Annotated in this window: 21 protein-coding genes; 10 read left to right on the top strand and 11 right to left on the bottom strand. The window is 52.7% G+C overall.

The features are described 5' to 3' along the window. Window positions 1-147: 147 nt before the first annotated feature. Together guaB and GFH31_RS12040 are read left to right on the top strand one after the other, a co-directional pair. On the top strand, window positions 148-1,620 hold the full coding sequence (gene guaB / locus GFH31_RS12035; RefSeq protein ID WP_153497991.1) for an IMP dehydrogenase: 1,473 nt from the start codon (window positions 148-150) through the stop codon (window positions 1,618-1,620). Window positions 1,621-1,683: 63 nt separating this feature from the next. Then, window positions 1,684-2,088 (top strand): acyl-CoA thioesterase, encoded by a 405-nt coding sequence (locus tag GFH31_RS12040; protein ID WP_101570958.1) that lies wholly within the window; start codon window positions 1,684-1,686, stop codon window positions 2,086-2,088. Between the two features lie 69 nt (window positions 2,089-2,157). On the opposite strand, the gene GFH31_RS12045 is transcribed toward GFH31_RS12040, so the two are convergent. After that, entirely contained in the window at window positions 2,158-2,631 is a 474-nt protein-coding gene (locus GFH31_RS12045; protein WP_055205557.1) for a GNAT family N-acetyltransferase, read from the bottom strand. Window positions 2,632-2,734: 103 nt separating this feature from the next. Between GFH31_RS12045 and GFH31_RS12050 the strand changes: the two genes are divergently transcribed. Further along, window positions 2,735-4,513, top strand: coding sequence for an SMP-30/gluconolactonase/LRE family protein (locus tag GFH31_RS12050; RefSeq protein WP_216645967.1), 1,779 nt, complete (start codon window positions 2,735-2,737; stop codon window positions 4,511-4,513). Between the two features lie 23 nt (window positions 4,514-4,536). Here GFH31_RS12050 and GFH31_RS12055 read toward each other — a convergent pair whose 3' ends face one another. Then, a complete protein-coding gene (locus GFH31_RS12055; protein WP_055205559.1) occupies window positions 4,537-4,977 on the bottom strand; it encodes a hypothetical protein in 441 nt (146 codons plus the stop codon). A 421-nt stretch (window positions 4,978-5,398) separates the two neighbouring features. Here GFH31_RS12055 and htpG point away from each other — a divergent pair, with 421 nt between their 5' ends. The 4 genes from htpG to GFH31_RS12075 all read left to right on the top strand — a co-directional run bounded on the left by htpG (window position 5,399) and on the right by GFH31_RS12075 (window position 12,713). Next, a complete protein-coding gene (gene htpG, locus GFH31_RS12060; RefSeq protein ID WP_118656966.1) occupies window positions 5,399-7,456 on the top strand; it encodes a molecular chaperone HtpG in 2,058 nt (685 codons plus the stop codon). 832 nt (window positions 7,457-8,288) lie between these two features. Next, a complete protein-coding gene (locus tag GFH31_RS12065; protein ID WP_228385767.1) occupies window positions 8,289-11,309 on the top strand; it encodes a response regulator in 3,021 nt (1,006 codons plus the stop codon). 277 nt (window positions 11,310-11,586) lie between these two features. After that, window positions 11,587-12,006 carry a hypothetical protein gene (locus tag GFH31_RS12070; RefSeq protein ID WP_228385768.1) on the top strand — a complete coding sequence of 140 codons (420 nt, stop codon included), beginning with the start codon at window positions 11,587-11,589 and terminating at the stop codon, window positions 12,004-12,006. Window positions 12,007-12,023: 17 nt separating this feature from the next. Beyond that, window positions 12,024-12,713: a hypothetical protein gene (locus GFH31_RS12075; protein ID WP_101570949.1), complete on the top strand. Its 690-nt coding sequence runs from the start codon at window positions 12,024-12,026 to the stop codon at window positions 12,711-12,713. A 119-nt stretch (window positions 12,714-12,832) separates the two neighbouring features. Here the strand turns inward: GFH31_RS12075 and GFH31_RS12080 are convergent, their stop codons facing one another. From GFH31_RS12080 to GFH31_RS12100, 5 genes are all read right to left on the bottom strand, one after another. Continuing rightward, window positions 12,833-13,144, bottom strand: coding sequence for a hypothetical protein (locus GFH31_RS12080; RefSeq protein WP_153497993.1), 312 nt, complete (start codon window positions 13,142-13,144; stop codon window positions 12,833-12,835). A 38-nt stretch (window positions 13,145-13,182) separates the two neighbouring features. Further along, the gene (locus GFH31_RS12085) at window positions 13,183-13,488 is read right to left on the bottom strand and encodes a hypothetical protein (protein WP_153497994.1); all 306 of its coding nucleotides are present in this window, start codon (window positions 13,486-13,488) and stop codon (window positions 13,183-13,185) included. 117 nt (window positions 13,489-13,605) lie between these two features. Next, the gene (locus GFH31_RS12090) at window positions 13,606-13,911 is read right to left on the bottom strand and encodes a hypothetical protein (protein ID WP_101570942.1); all 306 of its coding nucleotides are present in this window, start codon (window positions 13,909-13,911) and stop codon (window positions 13,606-13,608) included. A gap of 75 nt (window positions 13,912-13,986) precedes the next feature. Beyond that, a complete protein-coding gene (locus GFH31_RS12095; RefSeq protein WP_147387409.1) occupies window positions 13,987-16,617 on the bottom strand; it encodes a carboxypeptidase-like regulatory domain-containing protein in 2,631 nt (876 codons plus the stop codon). Between the two features lie 133 nt (window positions 16,618-16,750). Further along, a complete protein-coding gene (locus tag GFH31_RS12100; protein ID WP_145996492.1) occupies window positions 16,751-17,179 on the bottom strand; it encodes a hypothetical protein in 429 nt (142 codons plus the stop codon). A gap of 944 nt (window positions 17,180-18,123) precedes the next feature. On the opposite strand from GFH31_RS12100, the gene GFH31_RS12105 reads away from it, so the two are divergent. Then, the gene (locus GFH31_RS12105; protein WP_101570936.1) at window positions 18,124-18,444 is read left to right on the top strand and encodes a hypothetical protein; all 321 of its coding nucleotides are present in this window, start codon (window positions 18,124-18,126) and stop codon (window positions 18,442-18,444) included. Window positions 18,445-18,725: 281 nt separating this feature from the next. On the opposite strand, the gene GFH31_RS12110 is transcribed toward GFH31_RS12105, so the two are convergent. The 4 genes from GFH31_RS12110 to GFH31_RS12125 form a co-directional block, all read right to left on the bottom strand. Continuing rightward, entirely contained in the window at window positions 18,726-19,904 is a 1,179-nt protein-coding gene (locus tag GFH31_RS12110) for an iron-containing alcohol dehydrogenase (RefSeq protein ID WP_101570931.1), read from the bottom strand. A 34-nt stretch (window positions 19,905-19,938) separates the two neighbouring features. Then, window positions 19,939-20,619, bottom strand: a complete 681-nt coding sequence (locus GFH31_RS12115) for an MliC family protein (RefSeq protein WP_118458306.1) — start codon at window positions 20,617-20,619, stop codon at window positions 19,939-19,941. Between the two features lie 24 nt (window positions 20,620-20,643). Beyond that, a complete protein-coding gene (locus tag GFH31_RS12120; protein WP_101570930.1) occupies window positions 20,644-21,018 on the bottom strand; it encodes a YccF domain-containing protein in 375 nt (124 codons plus the stop codon). A gap of 93 nt (window positions 21,019-21,111) precedes the next feature. Beyond that, the gene (locus tag GFH31_RS12125; protein WP_172970758.1) at window positions 21,112-23,484 is read right to left on the bottom strand and encodes an outer membrane beta-barrel family protein; all 2,373 of its coding nucleotides are present in this window, start codon (window positions 23,482-23,484) and stop codon (window positions 21,112-21,114) included. 334 nt (window positions 23,485-23,818) lie between these two features. Between GFH31_RS12125 and GFH31_RS12130 the strand changes: the two genes are divergently transcribed. Both GFH31_RS12130 and dnaJ read left to right on the top strand, forming a co-directional pair. Beyond that, window positions 23,819-24,406 carry a nucleotide exchange factor GrpE gene (locus tag GFH31_RS12130; protein ID WP_101570926.1) on the top strand — a complete coding sequence of 196 codons (588 nt, stop codon included), beginning with the start codon at window positions 23,819-23,821 and terminating at the stop codon, window positions 24,404-24,406. A gap of 6 nt (window positions 24,407-24,412) precedes the next feature. Continuing rightward, complete coding sequence (gene dnaJ, locus GFH31_RS12135) at window positions 24,413-25,591, top strand: molecular chaperone DnaJ (protein ID WP_055203767.1); 1,179 nt, start codon at window positions 24,413-24,415, stop codon at window positions 25,589-25,591. Window positions 25,592-25,612: the final 21 nt, after the last annotated feature.

A 25,612-nucleotide genomic window follows, 5' to 3' on the forward strand; every position in this document is an offset into this window, starting at 1 on the left:
GCGTAGTGTGGATTTTAGCGGATATTTATTAATTTTGCACAAATTTACTTGGATGTATCGAAATTACCGGTCGGCGATAAGCCCGCCGGACGTTGCGTTATATACCGAATAAGCGAGCCGAAATTATTTATTTAAACAGATCATACCATGCCGTTCCTAACAGACAGAGTACAGACAGAAGGATTGACTTTCGACGATGTGTTGCTCATCCCGGGCTATTCGGAAGTTCTTCCCCGTGAAGTCAGCATTGCTTCGCGTTTTTCGCGCAACGTTCAGATCAATACGCCGATCATTTCGGCGGCTATGGACACGGTGACCGAGGCCGATATGGCGATCGCGATCGCCCGGGCAGGCGGTATCGGCGTGATCCACAAGAATATGACTATTGCCGAACAGGCAGCCCAGGTGCGCAAGGTGAAGCGCGCCGAAAACGGCATGATCTACGATCCGATCACCATCGGCAAGGATAATACCGTGGGGGATGCGCTGGTGCTGATGAAGGAGAACCGGATCGGGGGTATCCCGGTCGTGATGCCGGACAACACCCTGATCGGGATCGTTACCAACCGCGACCTGCGCTTCCAGCGCGACATGTCGCGCCGGATCGAGGAGGTGATGACCAAGGACAATCTGATCACCACGCACAATCCCGATCTACAGACCGCTTCGGACATCCTGTTGCAAAACAAAATCGAGAAATTGCCGGTCGTGGACGACAACAACCGCCTGATCGGGTTGCTGACCTACAAGGATATTACGAAGGTGCAGGCCAACCCGAATGCGGCCAAGGACGATAAAGGGCGTTTGCGCGTAGCCGCCGGCGTCGGGGTTACCTACAACACGATGGAGCGTGTGGCCGCGCTGTACGAGGCGCAGGTGGACGCCATCGTAATCGATACGGCGCACGGACATTCGATCCATGTGATCGAAATGTTGAAAAGGGTGAAAAAGGAGTATCCCGACCTGGATGTCGTGGTGGGAAATATCGCTACGGGCGAGGCTGCGAAGATGCTGGTTGCCGCCGGAACCTCCGGCGTGAAGGTCGGAATCGGCCCGGGGTCGATCTGTACCACGCGCGTGATTGCCGGGGTGGGGGTTCCGCAGCTTTCGGCGATTTACGACGTCGCCAAGGCCGTTGCCGGTACGGGCGTTCCGGTGATCGCCGACGGCGGGCTGCGCTATTCGGGCGATATCGTCAAGGCGTTGGCCGCCGGGGCCGATGCGGTGATGGCCGGATCGTTGCTGGCGGGCGTCGAGGAGTCGCCCGGCGAGACGATCATCTACAACGGACGTAAATTCAAGGCTTATCGCGGCATGGGTTCGCTCGAGGCGATGCAGCAGGGATCGAAAGACCGTTATTTCCAGGACATGGAGGACGATATCAAAAAGTTGGTTCCGGAAGGGATCGCCGCCCGCGTACCGTATAAGGGGACTTTGGCCGAAGTGGTCTACCAGATGATCGGCGGTCTGCGCGCCGGCATGGGGTATTGCGGCGCAAAAGACATCGCGACGCTGAAAACGGCTCGCTTCATCCGGATCACCAACTCGGGAATGCTCGAAAGCCATCCGCACGACGTGAGCATCACCCGCGAGGCTCCGAATTACAGCCGGGGCGAATAACGATTGTGAAACAGGAAGCGCCTCGTTGCAGAGGCGCTTTTTATTTTTATAACCGATGCGATTATGATTACGAGGGACATTCAGATACGGGTGCGTTATTACGAGACCGATTGCATGGGAATCGTACACCATTCGAATTATATCCGTTATTACGAAGTGGCGCGAACCGAAATGCTGCGCGAGTTCGGGACGACTTACCGGCAGATGGAACGGGACGGGGTGATGCTGCCGGTGCTCGACGTGCACAGCAGCTACGGGGCTCCCGCCTACGACGATGATCTGCTGACCGTGCGGGTCACGCTGGCCGAACTGCCTAAGGTGCGGATGCGTTTCGATTTCGAGATTTACCGGGAAAACGGCGAGCGGATCAATACCGGTTCGGTGACGCTCGCCTTTATGAACAGCGCCACGCGCCGCGCCTGCCGTGCCCCGCAGCGGTTTTTGAAACTGCTGGAGCCTTATTTTTGATTTCGCAAGCTTGCGCCGGCTTGTACAACGGGGCGGTTCCGGTTTCCGATTAGTCCTGCCTGCCGGCGGTTAAGGGATTCGTTCTTCTCCGAGTTCCATTTTCAGCCGAATCATGTGCCGGCACTCGATGCCGTTTTCGATGATTTTTTCACGGTAGTGTCTGCTGAAAAAATCTTTGTCGATCGAATCGATCGAGAATCCGCAGCGTTGGTAGAGGGCCAGTTGCGCGATTCCGGAGTTGCCCGTTCCCACTTCCAGGACGGTACATCCTGCGTTGCGGGCCGTCTCTACGGCATGCCGGATCAGGCGCTTCCCGACCCCGCGGCCCTGGCAGGACTCCTCGACGGCGAGGTTGACCAGTTCCATCGTAAAAGGGCGCGTGCGTAGCAGTACCGATACGCCTATGATTTTTCCCGATTCCCAGGCGCCGAAGCAGACGCCCCGGGCGGTATAGTCCGCCACCGCTTCCCGCGACGGATCGGCCGTGTACAACAGTTTCCAGGGAAAGGGTTCTCTCGGATTGAGTTGTCGTATTTCGATCATAACCTGTGTTTTTCTTTGCAATAAAGATAAGTATTCGGTTTTGATTTTCGCTTTTATTTCGGTAATATTGTAAGCTCCGTTTACGGATCTAACTTAATCTGATATGATGAAACGATTCATTTTGGCCGCGTTGTCGCTGGTCGTGGCGCATGGTTTTTCTTTGGCGCAGGATCAGTCTAACCTGAGCTATCCGTCCGATCCCGACACGCAGGTACAACCCGGCGTTCCGCAGGGCGAAGTATTGCATTTCACGCTCGACGATTCGAAGATTTATCCCGGCACCCAACGCGAATATTGGGTCTATGTGCCGGCTCAGTACGATCCGGCTCAACCCGCCTGCTTGTTTTTCGATCTGGACGGCGTGCAGTTCAATGCGCCGGTCGTATTCGATAACCTGATTCACAAAAAAGAGATTCCGGTGACGATCGGCGTTTTCGTCGGTTCCGGGACTGTAATCGATAGCGCCGGTTTTCCCGTGCGTTATAACCGCAGCTTCGAGTTCGACGCCGTCAACGACGATTTCGTCCGGTTCATCGAAACCGAACTGCTGCCCGACGTCGAACTTAAAAAGGCTTCGGACGGTCGGCCGATCCGGATCTCCAAAAACGGAAAGGACCGCGCCATCGCCGGATGCAGCAGCGGAGGGATCGGGGCCTTCACGGCGGCGTGGGAACGTCCCGACCTATTCAGCCGCGTATACAGTTGCATCGGTACGTTCGTCGGGATGCGCGGCGGGGATCGCTATCCGGTGCTGATCCGCAAAACGGAGCCCAAGCCGATCCGCGTTTTCCTGCAGGACGGGTCGAAAGATACGTGGAACCCGCTGTTCGGCAGTTGGTTCAAAGGGAACCTCGATATGGAGGCGGCGCTCAGCTTTGCCGGTTACGAAGTGGGACATGCGTGGGGCGAAGGCGGTCACGACGGCGTGCAGGGCACGGCGATTTTCCCGGACGTGATCCGCTGGCTGTGGCGCGGCTGGCCGAATCCGGTCGGCGGGGGGCAGTCCGGCAACGATATGCAGCGCAGCATACTGGTCCCTGGGGAAACGTGGGTTTCGATCGATTCGTCGTATCGTTCGGTGAAGGCCGTGGCTGCCGACCGGCAGGGCGATGTTTATTTCAGCGATTCGCTTTCCCGGAGCGTTTGCCGTTTGGATTCGGCGGGGACGGTTGTGCCTTTTGTTGCGGACGCCGCTCCCTGCGACGGTTTGGCGGTAGCGAAGGACGGACGATTGTTGGCTTTCGGCAGCGGTAAAACCGGGATTACGGCTTACGGCCCGGAGGGAAAGCCGTCGCAAATGTTGAAGAAAATCCGCCCGTCCGGTCTGTTTGCCGTCGGCGACGGAAATTTGTATGTTGCTGAAGCGGGCGCGGGGAGAGAGCCGGGCGGAACGATCGGTCTGTTGCGCGCCGACGGCGATTGGGGAAAGGTCGCCGACGGTTTGAATGCCCCGTCCGCCCTGGCGATGTCTCCCGACCGGAAGTTGCTTTTTGCCTGCGACCGGCAGTCTCACTGGATATACGGCTATCTGGTCGGCCCGGACGGGTCGTTGCGTTACGGCCAGCGTTTTTACTGGCTGCACGTGTCCGAAAGCAACGACGGGACGCCCGACAGCAGCGGAGCCTCGGCGATGGCGGTCGACCGGGACGGGAACCTCTATGTGGCTACCCGGATGGGGGTACAGGTGGCCGACCGTAACGGGCGGGTGCGTGCGATCCTGACGCTGCCCGAAGGCGGAGTCACGTCCCTTTGTTTCGGCGGAGCCGATTTCGATACCTTATATATCGTTTGCGACGGCCGGCTTTATAAACGGAAGATGAAATTGCCGGGCGTACCGCCGTTGGCGGAACCTTTCGAGCTGTCCCCCGGCGGCGCGGGTTAAGTAGCTGCTGCGATCTCGGGACGTCACACGGTTCCGGGATTGCCGCAACAGGCGTACAGCAATTTTCGGACATCATTCAACTGCCCGTCGTATTCGCGCTGGAGTTCCAGAGTCCGGTTTCGGAGCGTGGCCAGTTTTACGGAAAGCCCGATCCAGGATGTGATCGTGCGTACCAGTTGGTGACGGTCGGGAGCGGAAAAGCTTTCCTGAATCATGAACTGGATGCAATGACGGTTCCCGATGTTTTTAGGCCCGGACGCAGTATGTTCGTTCAGGTGCGCCATGAGTTTCACCGTGCCGTGAAGCAACGAGTGCAATTCCCACAGCCATTCGGTTTCCGATTGGGGATTGTCGGGAGGCGTGCAGAAGCGGTGCGCGAGATCGAGATAGTGTTTTTTCAGGGTATTTAGGCCGGGTTCCCCGTTTTCCTGTTCAGCCGGATTTTTGCTTTTCGTTGAGTCCATGACGATCAAGCGTTTAGTGACAGGCGGGAATATAAAAAAAGACGGTCCCACCTTTCCCGTTGAACTCCACCTGAAGGCAGTGGGTGCATTAACACTCCACACGGGGGTACGGGACCGCCGTATGAAGCATACGGGCGCAGAAAGCGCCCTGTACGAGAAGCGGCAGGTTCCCCTGCCTTCAGTATGGAGTTCACTACAAATGTATAAAAAATCCGCGTAACAGAAAAGCGCGGGTCCGTTTGCCGTCTTCGTAACTCGCGGGCATCCAGTCGACTCGTTTGTCAGATTCCGTGTCGTTTGCTCCGGTTTGTCAGTCGGAGTGCGGGCATTCTTCTGACAATCTGTCAGGCTTTCGGTGCTGGCACATTAATTGATTCGGTTTTGTTCGTAAAAACGAATACTGTTTAAAACGATAAAAGCTATGCAAAACGGGAAAATTGGAGTTACAACGGAAAATATCTTTCCGATTATTAAAAAATTTCTCTATTCCGATCATGAAATTTTTCTGCGCGAGTTGGTTTCGAACGGCGTAGACGCCACCCAGAAGTTGAAAGCGCTCGCATCGATGGGCGAATTCAAAGGGGAACTGGGCGATTTGACGGTCCGCGTATCGCTCGATACCGACAAACGGATACTGACGATTTCCGATTCGGGGATCGGCATGACGGCCGAAGAGATCGACAAATATATCAACCAGATCGCTTTTTCGGGCGCCGAAGAATTTTTGGAAAAATATAAAAACCAGACGATTATAGGGCATTTCGGATTGGGGTTCTATTCCGCTTTCATGGTTTCCGACAAGGTCGAGATCGTGACTCGTTCTTACAAGGAGGGTTCCAAAACGATGCACTGGACCTGCGACGGATCGCCCGAATACACGATGGAGGAGGCTTCTACGGAACGTAGTCGCGGTACGGACGTCATCCTGCACCTGAGCGAAGACAGCAAAGAATTCGCCGACAAGGCGCGGATCCGGGAGATACTGAAGAAATATTGCAGCTTCCTGCCCGTGCCGATCGCTTTCGGCAAAAAACAGGAGTGGAAAGACGGTAAATACGTGGATACCGACCAGGACGACATTGTCAACGCGACCGATCCGTTGTGGACGAAAAAGCCGACCGACATTACCGAGGAGGATTACATGGAGTTTTACCGGACGCTCTATCCGATGGCCGAGGATCCGTTGTTCTACATTCACCTGAACATCGACTATCCGTTCAACCTGACCGGTATCCTCTATTTCCCGAAGATACGGAACAATTTCGAGATTCAGAAGAACAAAATACAACTCTATTCGAATCAGGTGTTCGTGACCGATTCGGTCGAAGGGATCGTGCCGGAGTTCCTGACCCTGCTGCACGGCGTGATCGACTCGCCGGACATCCCGCTGAACGTATCGCGAAGTTACCTGCAGAGCGACTCGAACGTTAAGAAGATTTCGAGTTACATTACGCGGAAAGTGGCCGACCGCCTGAGCGAACTTTTCGCGCAGCACCGCGAAGAGTTCCAGAAAAAGTGGGACGATCTGAAGATATTCATTCAGTACGGAATCATCACCGACGAAAAGTTCGCCGAAAAAGCGGCCGATTTCGTGCTGCTGAAAAATACGGAGGGCAAATACTTCACGCTGTCCGAGTATGCCGCGCTGGTCAAGGAAAATCAGACCGACAAGAACGGCAACGTGATTTACCTCTATACGAACGATCCGGTATCGCAGAATTCGTTCGTCGGCGCCGCGCGCGACAAAGGGTACGACGTGCTGGTGATGGACGGACAGTTGGATACCCATTTCATCGGTTGGTTCGAGAATAAGAATCAGGGGACGCGTTTTGTGCGGGTCGATGCCGACGTGGTCGACAAGCTGATCGAGAAGGAGAACAACCTGAAGATGGCGCTCAGTTCCGCCCAGCAGGATTTGTTGCGTCCGGTATTCGAAGCGCAATTGCCCGCCGAGGACAAGATCCGTTACACCGTGTCGTTCGAGCCGATGGCCGAAAACCAGATGCCGGTGATGATTACTCAGAACGAGTTCATGCGTCGTATGAAAGATATGGCTGCGATGGGAGGATCCGGGATGCAGTTCTACGGCCAGTTGCCCGATAACTTCAACGTGGTAATCAACGGCAATCATCCGCTGGTGGCGGAGATACTGGGCGAAGTCGAGGCCAGCTACGGCGACAAGCTCAAGACGACCAATAAAAAATTGGATGCGGCGATCGCCGAGCAGCGCAGTTTCGAAGAGTTGGTCAAAGACAAGAAGGCGGAAGATTTTTCGCAGGAAGAAAAAGACAAGCAACAGGAGGTCGATAAGAAAGTGGAAGACCTGCGCCGCCAGCGTACCGAGCGCCTGACCGAGATCGGCCGCGAGAACAAACTGGTCAAGCAGGTAGTCGATCTGGCGTTGTTGTCCAACAGTATGCTGAAAGGGGAGAATCTGACCAACTTTATCCGTCGCAGCGTGGAACTGATCGGGAAATAGGTTTTTCGCATTTTCGTTATGTAAAAGCCCGTATTTTGGTGGTGGACTATGTTTTCTTCATCGAATCCGAGGGAACAAAGAGGAACTCTCGCGGCGGACTGAGGGAGTTGTAAAATTCCATTCGTTCTACCAAGTGGTCAAGAAAGCCTCGAAAAAGAACGTTCCGGGGACGGATGTGGACGTATTCATCTGCACCAACGACAAGTTCCGGGAAGCGGAAACCACGCCGAGTACGGTCTCTATGGATTGCTGCGGGCTATGGACTCCATGGCCCGCAGCCTGATTTCGAAATCGGAGAGCTACTACCTCGACCTGTTCCTGTTCTGCTTCTATTACGGGGGTATGGCGCCTATCGACACGGCCTAATCCCGTCATGCGCCTGACACCCGAACAGCAATTCGTGTGTCTTTGTGATTTCGATTTGCTGGAACTGCACAGCAAAGATAAGTAGCATCGGTTCTACCGCGAAGTGTTGAGCCATGCTGACGGCTGGCGGACGGACACTATCACAATACATACAGCGATCTAATCGGCGGGATCACGTTCCCGTATGCTCGATATTTGGCAAATCCTTGTAAGCAAACTTGCCCGTGATAAATTTATAGCTGATATGTTCGTCTTGCTAAAATGAGCAGCGTTTTTTGATTTTTAGAGCGATATAATTTATTTTTGTCTTACCCAAAATAGCGCGTACAGTCATGGTGCCGTGCAAAATGGACTGCATGTATCGTATAATAAAAAAGCAATCGGAGTAATGCAAAAGAAGCTGCTTTTATCTGTCAGACATATTGTTTTCATATTTGCCGGACTAAGTTTTTCTTTCACTTCGCAGGTGGCTGAAGCCAGGGAGCACCGCTTGCTCATCATCAACTCCTATAATGAGGCGGCTCCGTGGAGCCAAGAACTGATCACCCCGATCGCATTGCTGACCGCCCGGACGGATGGCGTGCGTGCCGATATCATCCATATGAACGGTACGTTCATCCGTAACGAGTCGATGTACCGTCAGGTTGAGAATGGTATATTTCAGCGTTTCGAGGATCGAAAACCCGACTATCTGGTACTGATCGGCAACATGTCCTTTACTCTAAGGGAGCGCATCGTGAAGGAATGGGGCGATATTCCGATGGTGTTGATTTCCAAAACTAAAGTATGCGGTCCGCAGGAATTTTATATAACGGGCGAAACATCCGATGTATCGGACGATATGCTTAAACCGTTGATCGACCTGCAAGGCAAATACAATTTCACAATGATCGAAGTGCCTGATTTGTACAGGGAGACGATCGATATGATGGTGAGGATGTTGCCCGGAATGCGCAAGGTGGTGTTCATGGCCGATGAATTTTACTTGAACCGCTACCTAAACGGGCTTATCCGCCAGTATATAAAGGAGACCTACCCTGACCTGGGGTACGAATGGCTCGTAGGCAATGAGCACAATAGTGATCTTATGCGGCAGTATCTGAACGACCGTGATCCTTCGGTTGGGCTATTGCTTTCTACCTGGTTCTACGAACGCATCAATGTGCATGGGTTTCCAATGCTGATCTCGGGTGATGCCCGGATGATCTCGGCAGCTAAACGTCCGGTTTTCGCTCTCCGGAGCGCTTATTTGAGTAACGGCATTGACGGCGGGTATTTCCCCGATCCGCAGCAGACTCAGGCAGCCGTCATGAATGCCGTCAACCAAATGTTGGATGGCGTACCTATGCGCACGGTTCCTTTCGCCTATGCAACAGAGGCGTTCCCCATCGTCAATTACCCCAAGCTCGTTCGGGATGAGATCCCTGTGGACAGATGCCCCGAGAGTACGGTGTTTCTTGATAAACCCAAAACATTCTGGCAATTATACAGTTGGTACATCATCGTAGCACTTGTCATTTTTGTAGCGACGATCATTATCGCTATCCTCAATACGGTATTCCAACGCAAAAAGATGGCTCTTTTCAGAACGCATGCCAACCTGGTCGAGCATATGCCGATCGCCTATACGCAGGCCACCGTGTGTTACGGGGCCGACGGACGTGTTGCTGACATCGAGTATCATTCGGGAAACGAGGCCTTTGCCAGTCTGGTCCGGCAAAATGTCCTGCCGGGCGCTTCCTATAAACTGTTCGCTCCTGAATATATTTCGAACATGGCCGAGACCGCTCTGAGGAACCGTTTCCCCGTTACTTTTTCACACTACTTCAAACAGACCGACACTTATTACGAGTTTTTGATGTATCTCTCGGAGAGAGATCGGGAGATGGATATTTTCGCTATCGATATCACGGCCAAAAGTAAGGCGGCCAATGAGTTGAGGGAGTTTGCGGAGAAACTGGACATTACCCTGAGCGTGGCCCATATTATTCCGTGGCGTTGGGATCTGGAGAGCCATAAAATCGCTTGCGAGGCTCAGCGCATATTGAGGCACATGAACTTTACCGCACAACGCGGATCGACCCACCTGGTCCACATTATCGAGGATGCCGAGTATTTCGAGCGCATCCATCCCGACGACGCGGCGCACATAAAACAGACCTACCGCGATTTTTTGGACGGGAAGCTCAAGTACATCAAGACCGAGTTCCGGGTGGTTACCGACAAGAACGGACAATCGCGCACCGACTGGCTGGAAGTACATGCTGCCGTAGTTGAAAGTGACGACCGGGGACGGGCGAAAGCGCTTATCGGCTCACTATTGCTGATCACCGAGCGCAAAAAACAGGAGCAGACACTTGTTGCGGCCAAAGAGAAGGCCCGAGAGTCAGACCGCTTGAAGTCGGCGTTTCTGGCCAATATGAGTCACGAGATCCGCACACCGCTTAACGCCATCGTCGGATTCTCAAGCCTGCTGCTCACCACCGAGGACGAACAGGAGAAACAGCAGTTTGTGAACATTATCGAGAACAATAACCAGTTGCTGTTGCAGTTGATCGGCGACGTACTCGATCTGGCTAAGGTCGAATCCAATACGCTCGACTTCATATACAGGGCTACGGACCTCAACGATCTGATCCGTACGATAGACAGTACGGAGCGTCTGCGCTTGCAGCCCGAAGTCGTACTCAACTTTATGCTTGGTGCGACCGATTGTGTCGTCCGTACCGAACCCAACCGTTTGTCGCAGGTGTTGATCAACCTGATCTCCAATGCCCGAAAGTTCACAAAGAGCGGAAGCATTGTTTTCGGATACGAATTGCGCGGAGACGAGATTTACTTTTTCGTGAAAGACACCGGCATGGGGATCTCTCCTGAGGGCCAGACCCGACTTTTCCAGCGTTTCGTCAAACTGAACGATTTCATGCCGGGCAATGGACTTGGACTCTCTATCTGCAAAGGAATCGTCGAGAAGATGAACGGGTCGATAGGCGTCGAATCTGCGGGTGAGGGCAAAGGCTCTACATTTTGGTTTAAAATTCCGTATCTGCCCGCCAAGATCGTAAAGGCGGAACAAGTCGTTGTGGAGACTCCGAAAGTTCCACTGGGGAGGAAGAACATCACGATCCTTGTTGCCGAGGACTGTGAAAGCAACTTCCTGCTGTTCCAATCCATCCTGAAAACGGAATACAAACTCATCCACGCTTGGAACGGACGCGAAGCGGTGGCACTCTGCCGGGAGCACAGTCCCCAGTTGATCATCATGGATATCAATATGCCGAACATGGACGGTTACGAAGCTACCCGGGAGATCCGTAAATTTTCCAAGACGGTTCCCATCATCGCCGTGACGGCTTATGCGTTCGCATCGGATAAGGAAAAAATCCTCAAAAACGGTTTCAACGGTTATGTCGCTAAGCCGATCAATCCGACAAAATTGGGGATTGAGATACGAACTATGCTCAACAAGAACTTTACGCTAATTTGACCACGGGAACATATCGACCGAACATTCGGGGTGCTTTAATAGCTACAACTGTAACATCCTATAAAAGAGAGAAAACATGAAGTATCGTTTACTATTACTGTTTCTATTCGCAACAACAGCACCGTTACGTGCAGCGGCCCTTGTTGAAGGACGCATCTATTTGAAAAACGGATCGGTCGTCGAATGTACGGGCGACGACCGATTGCAACTCCCCCAAAAATCCGGCAAACTGAAAATATTTCGAGACGCTTTCCGGAAAACTAAAACCAAAGATGTATTGCCGGCCGGAGATATAGACTCGGTGATTTGCTGGCATGCCAAGACCCCGGAACACGTCCGCAAGTTGGTTTGGGCGTCCGATCCGGGCTGGATGTGGGTTTACGTCGAGACGCCGCATATTAGGGCCTGCATTTATTCGAAAAAAGGTTACTGTGTCGACACGAACGGCGGTATGCTGGTTCGGCAGAGAAGCGGATGGTTCAGTAGCTCGCGTGTGGCCTATTTCCTTCAGAAACATGACGAAAGTGAATTTCAAAACATTGGCAGTACATACCGCCGTTCGAAAGACGTTTTCCGCGAACGCATCGCCCGTTATATAGACGACGATCCCGAACTTGCCGAGCGCATACGCCGATCGAATGCCTACCGGGACAAAACGATTCTTATGCTGCGAGACTACGATCCGACTAAATATTAACCCCTAAAATAAAGCATATGAAACAGTTTTTACTTTTCGCTGCCACCGTGCTGGTCACGTTGGGCACAATCAGTCAGGCACAGGCCAAGAAGCCGGAAGATCAGGAGTTCCGCCGGGTAATAGTAACCCTTACATCCGGCGAGAAAGTCGACGGTTACCTGCAGCGCAGTTGGCACGCCGAATCCTCCGTACTGAAAAAGGAAAATTACTCGTTCAAGCTCGCCAAGACACCCGACGACAAGGAGCCGGTCAAGTACACGGCCGACGAGGTCGAAAGCATCGAATACGTCGAGAAGACCGAAGCCCATCCGGACGGCATCCGCTGGGAAGCCCTCGATATCGCTTCTCCCGGACTCAAGGACCGTTATCGCACATTCCGCAGGTTGGTCTGCCTGAACAAAGCCAGCCAGAACGCCACTACCTATTGGTGGAAGATATGGACAACAGAGCGGGTCGGCAATATCGACCGCCGGGTGTTGAAGACCGTATACGGCATCCGTTTCCACGACGATCCCGACCGGACCGTTTATCCGTATATGTTGGTCAACACCATGCTGGTGGAAAAACAGCATCCCGGATTGCAGAAGTTCTGCAAAACATGGTTCAAAGGCTCCGAAGGCAAGGTGCGCAAAAAAGAGGCTAAAGAGAACGACGCGTGGATGTTGGATATGTACGACGCTTACCTCGCCGCCCAGGCGGACAAATAAGTCGGCATTCAGAGACAGAGTGAATATACGAAGATTATTTCATTGCGAAAGCCTCTTTCTTACCAGAGAAAGAGGCTTTCGTTAGGTAACAGGATTTATATCTTCAATAGTTTTTAATCTTAATTATCCAGTACCGCATCCGCAGGCTTCCGTTTACAAAGCTCGTCGTAGCGGGATACCGTCAGCTCGAAATCGGTAATGTCGAAGTCGAGCACTTTCCACCAGTAGCGGAACGAGAGCCCGGTCTCCTGCGAGGGCCGTTTGATCTTGCATAGCTTATTTATCGCCTCGGCCCGCAGGTTATACAGCCGTGCCGTATCCTTCAGTGGGGGATGGATTCCTTTGAGCCGCATCGACGCATCGAATACCAGCACTTTGTAGTTCTTCGGCTCGCGTTTGCGACGCTTCCCATCCGGCTCGATCGTCGTCACCGGACTGGCTTTGGATTTACGCCCCTGCCGCCGTGGCTCTAATTTCCCAGGGAATCATACTTTACGGCCCTGCGGTCCGTTACGCTTACCGACAGATCGGCCTCTATCGGTTTTCCACCGTCGTCTTTCAGTCCGATCTCGACGCGCACCTTTTCCCGTTTGCCGTTCCGGTCGAACAGTTCGTAGTCGGCTTCCGCGTCGCGTATGGGTCGTCCGTCCGCATCGGCGAACCGCACGATTGCCTGAGCGGAAGTATAGGTTATGTCGGTTCGTATGCGGTCTGAACGGGTATTTCCCACGTTGATGTTGCGCCGGAAGAAGAATGCGGGCTCGAAGTTCAGCATCCATCCGGTATACGCCCTGAGGGTGTACTCTCCCGCGGGCAGCGTATCGGGCAGGGGGAGCCCGTTCGCAAACCCCAGCGAATCGCGCTTGATCTTCCGTGCCGCGACGACCTTCCCTCACCTGTCGGCCAGGTCGACATATATGAAGTTCGAGAGCGTATCGGGCCTGTGGGATACGGCGTCCGTCAGATAGGCCTTGAACCACATGGTGTCTCCGGCTCCGTAGTAGGGCTGGTTCAGATGAAGGTAGAGCTTCTCGGGATGACGGGACTGGACCCCGGCGAAGAAAGAAGCGAGGCTGTCGAGTTCCGGAGAGGATACCGTGTCCGGCTCAGAGCCATCGGATACGGAAGGGCGTACCCCACCGAATCCTGCCGTAATACCCAGCAGCAGCAACATTACACGAAAAACGCCCTGTTTCATATCCTTGTTTTTTTTACAATCCGTTTATAACAAATGAAATAGACATCCTATCCGATCAAATTTCCTATTTCTGAATCACTCCAATCTTTGTAGCGTTCTGCATACCGATCCGTCCGTCGCAATACCCTCGATTACGACCTCCAAACGAGACTTATCTTTATCGTTGGTGTAAAACTCGATCGTACCCTTGCCGTCGTCCCCGATCCGTAGGTAGGGCTCCCAATAGAGCGTCGTCCTACGATCCGGGGTTTTATTCGCCAGTCGCTCCGGAGTGTCGTAAACCGGATGGTAAAACTCGGTATGCTTGGCATATCCATTTGTCCTATAAACGACAAAATTTCGGATGCCGTTAACATCTTCTCTCAAGAAAATATGAAGCCGACAGGGATAGTTATCCCAAAAAATAGCTCTCGGCGTTAGCGGCGGGTTCATAATAGAGGGAACCTCCAATTTGAAATAATCAACCTCTTTTGCAAAAAAACGGTACAACTGGGCCATGCCATAAATAATCTCGTTGTCGATTCTTATTTGGGCCGGATAAGAAAAACCGGATGGCGATCTCAAGCTAATCCAATCGCCATTGTTCACAACTCCGGGTAAAAATTTTATATAATGCTCCAAAGACATAGACCCGAATTTTGCGATGCGAGCAGTATCGTCAATTATTTTTTTGTAAATGGCGACTGCGGGACGGTTCGGATCTTTTGCTGTCACGGTTACTTCTTCAAGTTCGTATTCCCCAAGACCGTCGTTATTGGGTTTCGGGAACGAAGCCAGGTAACGCTGTAAATCGTCGCTGCGACTCCGTAGCGAGTCTTCTGTAAAAAATGGATGCAAGGGTTTGAATTTCAATCCCGAGTAAAGCTTGTCGGCTTTAACCTCACATGGAATCCTTCCGCCTCGTTTGTTTTTCGAAGAGATAAAAAACACGGTGCTATCCTGAAAATCCAATCCTTCGATAAGAAACCGTCCCATGCTGTCAGTTACCGTACTGCCGACCACGTTGTCTTTATTGAATGCAAAAGCGGTAACCGACGCTTGCTTTGCAACTTTTCCTCCGGCAGTAGAGACATATCCGGAAATATACTGTCCACGTTCGATATAATGTTTCGGCGTGAACGGTTCCGGATGGAACAGGTCATCCGTTTTGAACCTCCGCCAACCGTGAGTCATCATAACCAGATCGAGATAATGCCGCCGTGCAGGGGAGTCGTCCAGAAAATAATAGCCCGGATTATGGATATAGCCTTTCAGATCGGAAGTCAGCAGCAAATTAGTACGGATGTTGTCCGAGAGGGAATCCGTTTTGACGGTATTGGCATCGGTTACGCTGACCGAGAAAGTTCCTTCGAGAGGCTGTCCGCCTTTTCCCACGGTAATGTCGATCCGGACTTTCTCCCGTTTCCCGTAGGACGGTTTATCTTGTGTTACCTGCCACTGTTCTTGAGGACGGGACAGGTAAACCAATCGTTCTGTTTTAGGAATACCGGACGAATCGGCCAGCAGTAAATGTAAGATTCCTTCGGGCAGCGAATCTGTTTTAATCAGCCCTTCGGGATTGTTCGGGGGTACCGAATGGACAAAATGACAAAGCCCGCGTGTATGGGCTACGAGCACGCTCCCTTCGGGAATTGTTCCCAGAACCCGGTAACGCAGATTGTTTTCGCTTTGGGTAACGGTCAATGCACAGGCGTTTTCATGTATCGAGGGGAGCGGGGTGGATACGCTGAGCGTATCGCAAAAAGTAACGGCCCGGTACGTTTCTGCGGACTGCGGGGTCAGCAGAAATATTCCCATACCGTCGTGTTCGCTGCTAAAACGGGCTACGGTATCCCCGGCAGAGTTCAATATAGCTCCGCGGACTTCGGCTGGATATCCGTTCGACTGCACAGCTTTAAAGGCGACGATCTGCGGTGTTCCCGGAACTAAATTTCCGCCTTCGGGCAGGAACTGGATATCGAACGAGGCCGTCCGAGGTTCGGGAAAGAACGTGCGTTTGTATAGGGTGCCGTTTCCCAGTTTCAGCCGGGTTTCGGCATAAGCGCCGTTTAGGGTGGAATCGGTCGGAAGGGTAACGAACAATGCTCCAGAAGGGGAGGTGGGTTGCTGGCCCGAAGAAAGTTGTTTGCCATTGCGGTCGAAAAGTTCATAGGAAGCTTCGTTGCCGAAAAGCGGAGAACCTGATTTGTCGGAGAAACGGATAACCATCATATCCTTATCGGTGTATGTGATATCGGTGCGGATGTCGGATGCCGTCCTGCCGATCAGGATGTTTTTCTGAAAGAAACAGGACGGATCGAAATTAAGCATCCAACCGGTGTAGGCTTGCAGGGTATATTCCCCGGCGGACAGCGTGTCGGATATATACAGATTGTTGGCGAATCCGACGGAATCGCGTTTGATCTTTTTGGATGAGATCAGTTTGTTTCTTCGATCGAACAGATCGACATAGATAAAATTGGATAACGTATCGGGACAAAGTGTCATGGCATCGCTCAGGTAGGCCCGGAACCGGATCGTATCCCCGGCTGCGTAATACGGTTTGTCGAGATGAAGCCATAGTTTCTCCTCATGACGGGACTCGATATCCGAGAAAAAAGAAAAAATACGGTCTTGCTGTTCATTTTGAGACATAGGGCCGTTTTCGCCTTTCAGAAAAGGCGAACTTCCCAACATCAACAAAATGTATAAAACTATCTTTTTCATAATAAAATACCGATTAAAATCTAAATTGTTTTCCTTGTCCTTTTTACGGATTTTCGGGTTTCTCCGGTTGTTTATAATAAAAATAAGTCCGCCCATTCGCTTTTCCGCTCCATATCGAGCGTCGATAGCAGGATTAGGCCGATGCCCGCGATTCCTTCGAGCATCGTATAGGAATCTTTCCAGAGCGGCGTCGTTTCCAACATATACCGTTATGCAGCGACAGCTCTTCGATATACAGGGGATCGCGTTCGATGATTTTTTTATCGATGTCCTCCAGCACATCGTCCGAATCGCCTTCCAACAAAGCGTTTTGGATCAGGTGTTCGACGCCCCAGCCGATACCGCACAGTCCGTCGACGAAGTTGATAGGGATGTTTTCGTGAACCATGTCGAACACTTCGTCCAGCAGTTCTTCCGCGTATTCGCGGAAGTAGGCTTTGCCGGTATGTTTGGCATATTGTCCGAAAAACGCCACGCCTCCCATTTTCCCATTGAGCAATCCCGCATTGGGGGCGAAATGGTAGCTGAGAATCAAATGACGGGTCTGTCTGTCGAGTAACATAGACATCAGTTTTATAAGTTTTTTATAAAACTACAATGTGATTAGAACTTCTTCTCTCTCAGATCTTATGATCCAAGCTATCACAATGCTCTTCACAATCGCACGGATATTTATATTCTCTTAAAAAGTTCCGTGCCGTTTTATGCCCTCTCTGTTATTGAATAACTTTACATAAGCTGTATTTCCCTTCTCTTTCGACTAATCGATTCTGTGTTTTTATCAGGTTACGAGTATTCCCCGACCGAATACAATAAATTATTCGTCCGGAAATAATTAGTATTGCTTTAAATGTAAAAAGGAAATCTCGATGAAGTGTTATTATCCGACCTTTCCCCAAGAATGTCAAGAGTCCAATGCGGATTAGCATACCCATGAAGCGCAATGCAATCGAAAATCAGAGATATAGAGTATGTTATATCCATTGGTATATAACTGGTTATGCAAAATGCAACTGTAAAACGACTTAACGACTTTAAGTATTCTTTTATGAAGTTCTTGCAAATTAGATAAATTTTATTAAAAATCAATATTATCAGTCGTTTTTTGTGCACGATAAAGTCAGAGAAAGTCGTAATACAGAAGGGATATATGCGGAAAAACGGCTAAACTATGGACAATAATGTGTTACATGCGTTTGGAATAGCATTTTCTGAATATATTCTGCCACCGAAAAAACGTTTAAAACCGCATTTTTCGCCATAGGCTTAAAAATAACACATCCTGTAAATCAACCTATTATTCTCCAAGATTTCAAATAGGTAACGAAACGGTAACGATTTTTACAGAGTCATCTGTCCAACTCACTGATTTGTCATAGAAAAACTTTACAGATTATATTACTTTGTCCTATTTGAGCTAGACGTCGGTCGAGCGTTGGGAGGTGCAGTCTTTGGTCCGGCCGTGCATGAAAAATCTTGACCGCACGGTACGCAGCCTGACGCGAGTTGAAAAAAGCGGCCGGGGCGGGCACGGTCTACTGGAGGCGGGGATATGCCTCGACAGGCTGCCAGGGGAGGCAAACGACGACGTGCGATTGTTACGGCATCCGTTTCCGGGGCGATAGCGCGGTTCATAATTTCCTGACAGTCGGCGGCGCCTCTACCGGTTGGAGTGAAATGATGTTCGTGTTCAAGAAAAAAATCCCGAATTGCGAGGCGCTCAAAGAGTGTTACGAGAAGGGGGTGGAGAGTAAAGAGCATGTTCGCGAACTGAAAAAAGACCCCTTTTCGATACTGAATTTCTGCGACGCGTTTTTCGCAGAGTAACGGTCGGGGCGATAAGTCGCTTTTGTATGTAAGGATCGATCTACCTAAGCGATCTGAAGTTCGTGTATTTTTTTTTGGTAAGGAGTGTCGGGAAATCGGGCGATCGTTTGGTTCTCCGACGGTTTGTTATATGGAGAATCGGCGATCCGGAATCCGGGCCGCCGTAACGTCGATGTCCGGAATACCGCGAGATTTCCGGTTCGGATACGGAATGGAAACGACAAAGCCGGAGTCTTGAGACTCCGGCTTTGTCGTTCCGAGCGATGTTTCAGGAACTGCGATTACAGCGCCAGTTTGTAAATCCGGTAAATGTCTTCGACGTGCAGGGCCCGGAAATTTCCCAGCCCGTTGCGTCCGTCGCGTTCGGCGAGGCATTTTTCGGCCATTTCGCGCAGGTGCTCTTCGCCGATCCCCACGTCGCTCAACCGGGTGGGCAGGCCCATTTTCCGGTACCAGCTTTCGAGACGGGCGATCATTTCGAAAACAATCTTTTCGGGATCGTCGAAAGCCAGCGAAACGTCGAATACGCGCACGGCGAATTGAACGAACTTGTCGATGTCCGTTTTGTAAACGTATTTCATCCACGCCGGGAATACGATCGACAGGCCCGCCCCGTGCGCGATGTCGTACTGCGCGCTCAGTTCGTGCTCGATGTCGTGGCTGGCCCAGTCGCCGATGCGTCCCGTGTTCAGCAGGTTGTTGTGCGCGACGGTGCCCGCCCACATGATCTCGGCGCGGACGTCGTAATCGGTCGGATTTTCGAGGGCCATCGGGCCGTGGTAGAGAATGGTGCGGATGGCTCCCTCGATCAGGCGGTCGGTGAAATCGACGTGTTTTACCCGCGTGAAATAACGCTCCATTAAGTGGGCGACAATGTCCGAGCAGCCGTTTGCAATCTGGTGCGGCGGCATCGTGAAAGTCACTTCGGGATTCATGAACGCGAATTTCGGGATCAGGCATTCGCCGCCGATGTAGCGTTTGTAGTTGCCGTCCTCGTTGGTGATGACCGAACTGTCGGACGATTCGGAACCGGCTGCCGGAATGGTCAGCACGACGCCTACGGGCAGCGCTCCCTCGATCGGCTTGTCGTCGTACAGGTAGTAGTCCCAGATGTCGTCTTTGCAGCGCATCGCGGCCGCGATGGCCTTCGACGAATCGATCGTGCTGCCGCCGCCTACCGCAAGGATGAAATCGATCCGGTTTTCCCGGCAGATTTCGACGCCTTTGCGGACGAGCGACAGGCGGGGATTGGGCTGTACTCCGCCGAGTTCGGCGACGTACAACCCTTCGGCTTTGAGCGATGTTACGACCCGGTCGTACAGGCCGTTGCGCTTGATCGACCCGCCGCCGTAATGCAGCAGCACCCGTTTCCCATATTTGGCGACTTCCCGGCCTACGCCGTTCTCGACGCCTTTGCCGAAGATGATTTTTGCCGGATTGTAATATTCGAAATTGATCATTGGATTAGTATTGAGTTAAATAGGGAATGTGTAGCTATTTCCGTTCGGTCAGCGACAGGATGAGTCCGTCGCGCATCGTGAGCGTGGCTTCGCGGCCTTTGCCGCGCAGATCCATCATGTCGTTCTTGTATCCGAAACCGTCGGCGGTCACGTACTGCGTCAAGTCGAATACCGTCCCGTCGAGGGTGACCCGCGCCAGATCCGGTTCGAAAACGACGTCGATCCGGTAGCATTTTTTCGTCTTGCCGTCCGTGCCGTCGAAAACGACGTTGATCGGATAGGGGTCTTGCACGTAGATCGTATTGCCGCGCTGTTCGATCACCCAATGTCCATCCGCCTGCCGGACGTTTTTCGTGTCGTCGTCCTCGACATTCCAAGCGTGCCCGCCGCCGGGCAAGTCGCGCCGGTCGAGCACTTCGGTTTTTTCGTTGCCGGGCAGGAACAGTTCCGCCTGGGCCGAGTCGGCGCTGAATACGATGTAAGCGGCATATACGGCGCCCGTATCGGATTGGGTCGTCGGGAGCATTTTGACGCCGTCTTCGAACGGACGGATGCAATCCTTACGCGCCTCCGACCATTGGTAGCCGGCCGATCCGATGCAGTCGTGGCCGTCCCTGTCCGCTCCGGTCGCCTGCCCCGTTTTTTTCGTCCCGTTCTGTCCGCAGCCGCAAAGCGCCAGCGCCGCGACTGCCATGAAAATCGTGTTTTTTATCATGTCTGTCTGTTTTGGTTTCGAGAATTATGCCCGTACAATATCCCGGCCAAACGGAGTAAAGGCCAGACTCATCAGTTTGAAATGCTGCCGTCCGAACGGGATGCCGATGATCGTGATGCAGAGCAGCACGCCCCAGAACAGGTGCGACAGCGCGATCCAGATTCCCCCGACGAAAAACCAGAGGATGTTCATCAGGGTGCTGAGGCATCCGCTGCCCTGTTCGGTGACGACCGTCTGCTGTCCGAATGGAAACAACGCTAACAGTCCCATTTTGAACGCCTGCAGCCCGAACGGGATGCCGATGATCGTCAGGCACAGCACCAACCCGCCGATGAAGTATTCGACGGCGATCGCCAATCCCCCAAACACCAGCCAGATAATATTGCCCAGTAAGTTCATTGTTTTTCCCTGTTTTAATTATAATTACAAAGATAGTATATTTTCATGCGGCTCCAAATCCGGGACGGTCGCTTCCCGGGGCGTTCGGATTCGTTAAAAACGGGACTTTTCTTCGGCGGCTCCCGATTCGACGTTTCTGACCTTGACTTCTTTACCCGTTTTGAAATTGTAACGCAGCGATACGGCGATCTGACGCCAGTTCTGGCGCTGTTCGACGGTGCGTTCGAAGGTCGGTTCCACGATCCGGATGTTTTCCTTGTTGTAATTGATCAGGTTGTGGACGGTCAGCGATGCGGTCAGCCGTTTTTTCAGCAGCGACCGCCGGAGGCCGGCGCCGACGTTGAACTGTCCGCTCATACGCATGTTGCCCCATAACCGGGGAGTCCGGTAGTTCAGATTCAGGTCGAGCGTCCACTCTTTGCGGATCGTCAGCGCGTTGTTCAGGTATCCCTGTACCGTATTCTGGCGGCCGGCCAGACTGCTGAAGCAGTTCATCGCCGTCAGATTCAGATTCAGCATCCACCACGGAGTAATGTTTGTCGGAACATTGACGTTCAGGTTGAAATTTCGTCCGATCGGGACGTTTTCGTAACGGTACAGGATGATATCCGGGTCGTCCGGATCGGTCGTTGCGACCTGTTCCGAACTTCCGTTGACCGATTCGAATCCGACGGTCAGCGAATATTTGTGCCGGATGATCCAACTGACCGAATAACTGTTTTGATAGGCCGGCCTCAGGCGCGGGTTCCCTTCGAGAAACGAATACTCCGACAGCGGCATACGGTACGGATTGAGGTTCCAGAACGACGGGCGGCTGATCTTCCGGTTGTAGTTGAAGGCCAGCATTTGCGTCGCTTTTTTGTTCAGCGGCAGCGACAGGTTGGCCGACGGGAACAGCCCGAAATAATTCTGCCGGTCGGTAATCAGCGTACTGCTGGTCGCCGGGATTGCATAGGTATATTCGCCGCGCAGGCCGACGTTCAGTCCGATCCCGTTTTTGAATTTAGTCGAAAAATCGGCGTACAGCGCCCCGATGTTTTCCGAATACCGGTTCAGGTTGCTCTGCCGGTCGATCCGGTGCCAGGCGTCGTCGCGGAGAAATTCGTACAGGATAGCGGTGTTCATCCGGTTCAGCGTGTACTTGGCCCCGGTACGGAGTTTCGAAACCGGACCGAGCGCGATTTCGAAAGCGGCGGTGGCCGCATAAAGGTCGTTGACCGTATGGATGTCGCCCCGGTAGGTGGTGTCGAACGCCTGCGACCCGGTATAACGGCTGAAGTAATCGGTCGGATCGTCGTTGTCGCGCCGGTAGTAATCCAGCAACAGTTTGAACAGCGAACCGGTGGTATCCATTTTGAAAATATAGTTCGCCGAAATCCCCAGGCCGTATCCCTGTTGGTTTTGCAGAAAATGGCTCGCTATCCGCGTCGAATCCGCCTTGTCCTGTTTTTGAAGTCGGTTATGGGTTTCCGATCCGCCGGGCAGATTGCGGAAGTAGCTGACTTCCAATCCGGCGCTGTGCCGGTCGTTGAATTCGTACAGCGCTCCGATGCGCGGCGAAACGGATTTCCAGTGCCCGTCGAGCCTGCTTTCGGAGCGAATCGACGCGTCGTTTTGCCCGAATGCGGACGATTCGGTAATTCGTACGATCTGTTTGCCGAACCAGGTTCCCATCGAAGCGTAGAGGCTCAACCGGTCGTTCCGGTAGTTCAGGTTGAACGACGGAGAAGTCGTCGAAGAAGCGTTTGAAAAGGCGTGCGAATAGTAGATGCCGACCGCTCCGTCGATCCCGTTGTCGCGTTTGCGCTTCAGCGTGATTTTGATGATGCCGGCGGTCATGTCGGCGTCGTATTCGGCCCCGGAGTTCGGCACGATCTCGATGCGCAGGATGTCTTCGGCCGGGATCTGGTTTAGGTAGTTGATCAGATCTTCGCCCGTTTCGCGCAACAGTCGGTTGTTAATCATTACTTTAGCGCCTTTTTTGCCGAAGATGGCGATGTCGTCTCTGATCCATACGCCCGGCGACAGTTTCAGCATTTCGACGGCCGTGCGCCCGATTGCCTGCGGCATGTCGGCCACGTTGACGATGAAGCGGTCGGCTTCGCGGACGATCGGGGCGGCCTTGACTTCGACGCCTTGCAGCGAAATTTCGGACGGGTCCAGCACGATGCGTCCCAGATCGGTGTCGTGCGCGATCGTTATGCCCCGCTGTTTTTTCTCGTAACCGAGCAGAGCGATCTCCATCCGGTAGTTTCCGTGCGGGATCCGCACGGAGAATCTGCCCGTGCTATCGGCCAGGGCTCCATAGACCGCCGAAGAGTCCGTTTCGGAAAAGAACGAGACGGTGGCGAATCCGATGGCGGAGCCCTGTCCGGTACAGGTCTGTCCGGTACAGGTCGCTGCGTCGGGTTGAGCCGACAGGGTAACGGCCGTAAGCAGCAGAACGATAGTAGATAAAATTTTCATAATCATCGGTAGATTTAGGTTGGTATGTTTGTTTTGAAAGATGCTTGTTCTGCAAATATATGTATAAATATTAGTATTATGTAATACATAATAATATTATTTTCGATGTATTTTGTTGTTTTGTGATATCATGTATGGCATTTTACCTGGACGGCAAGAGTTGTTCAGTACTGTCAATGAATGTTTTGACGGAAACGGATCCGAAGGTTTATGCGATAAGTTGAGCCTGTAAATTCTTTTGTTCCGATATTTTGATTTACTTTGCATCTGTTTTATTACCGGGCGTTGGTATATAATTTGCGATGCTTTTTTGCATATCCTAAAAGCATACACGATGGCAAAGAACAAAATGAAAGAAAAAGTAATTGATACAGAGCCTATTAAGGACGACCGTGAAGAGGTTGCCGAAGCGGCTCAGGAGATGGTCGAGGAGCAGACGGGTGACAAGGTGACAGACCAGGCGGCCGAAGAAGATGACAAATCGGCACGGATGGCAGCGGCCGAGAGCGAGTGGCAGGACAAATACCTGCGGCTGGTGGCCGAGTTCGACAATTACCGCAAACGGACGTTGCGGGAAAAAATGGATCTGATCGCCTCGGGCGGCGAAGACGTGATCAAATCGTTGCTGACCGTGATGGACGATATCGACCGGGCGCTCGACGCGATGTCGAAATCGAGCGATATCGATTCGATCCGCCAGGGGATCGTGCTGATCCATCAGAAATTGCTCGAAACCTTGCACGCGAAGGGTGTCGAGGAGATCACGGCGATCGGCAAGGAACTGGATACCGACCTGCACGAAGCGGTCGCCAAGTTCCCGGTTTCCGACGAGAAGAAGGGAAAGATCATCGACGTAGTCCAAAAAGGCTACAAACTGAAAGATAAAGTGGTTCGTTTTGCTAAAGTTGTTGTAGGAGAATAATCTGTTATGGCGAAAAGAGATTACTACGAGGTGCTCGAAGTACAGCGCGGAGCCAGTGCCGACGAGATCAAGAAGGCTTACCGGAAGGCGGCGCTGAAGTATCACCCGGATAAGAATCCGGGGGACAAAAGCGCCGAGGAGAAATTCAAGGAGGCTGCCGAGGCTTACGACGTGTTGAGCAACCCCGACAAGCGGGCGCGGTACGACCAGTTCGGCCATGAGGGAATGAGCGGCGCAGGCGGTTTCGGCGGCAGCGGCGGCGGTGCGGGCGGCTTCGGCGGCGGCTTTACGATGGAGGATATCTTCAGTAATTTCGGCGATATTTTCGGCGGGCATTTCGGCGGCGGTTTCAGCGGCGGCGGCTTTAACAGCGGCGGCGGGCGCAACCGGGTGAATCGCGGTTCGGATCTTCGGATCAAGGTGAAACTGACCCTCAAAGAGATCGTTAACGGGACGACCAAGAAGCTGAAAATCAATAAACAGATCGCTTGCGATCAGTGTGGGGGAACCGGAGCGAAGGACAAGGATTCGTATGCTACGTGTACGACGTGTAACGGTTCGGGTTATGTGACGCAGGTGGTCAACACCTTTTTCGGCCGTACGCAGACTTCGCAGCCGTGTCCGACCTGTCACGGCGAGGGCAAGATCATTACCACGCCGTGTTCGAAGTGTCACGGCGAAGGGGTCGTTCGCGGCGAGGAGGTGATCGAAATCAAAATTCCGGCCGGAGTGGGCGAGGGGATGCAGCTTTCGGTCAGCGGCAAAGGCAATGCCGCGCGTCACGGCGGCGTGAACGGCGACCTGCTCGTGCTGATCGAAGAGGAACCCGACAAGGATCTCGTTCGCGACGGGAACGATTTGATTTACAATCTGAATATTACCTTCCCGCAGGCTGCGCTCGGCGCTTCGGTGGAGGTGCCGACGGTTGACGCGAAGGCCAAAATTAAAATCGAACCGGGCACGCAGGCCGGCAAAGTGCTGCGACTGCGCGGAAAAGGCGTTCCGGATGTGAACGGTTACGGACGCGGCGACCTGCTGGTGGTCGTGAATATCCATGTGCCCGCCTCGGTGAACGCTTCCGAAAAACAACTGCTCGAAAAGCTGGCCGAGAACGACCATTTCAAAAAGGCGGAACAGAGCCGGGATATGAATATTTTCGACCGAATGCGCAGTTTCTTCCGTTAACGGAGAGCCGGGCGCGGGGTT

The sequence above is a fragment of the Alistipes sp. dk3624 genome (genome assembly GCF_009557455.1).
In the GTDB taxonomy this organism is placed as follows: Bacteria; Bacteroidota; Bacteroidia; order Bacteroidales; family Rikenellaceae; genus Alistipes_A; species Alistipes_A hominis.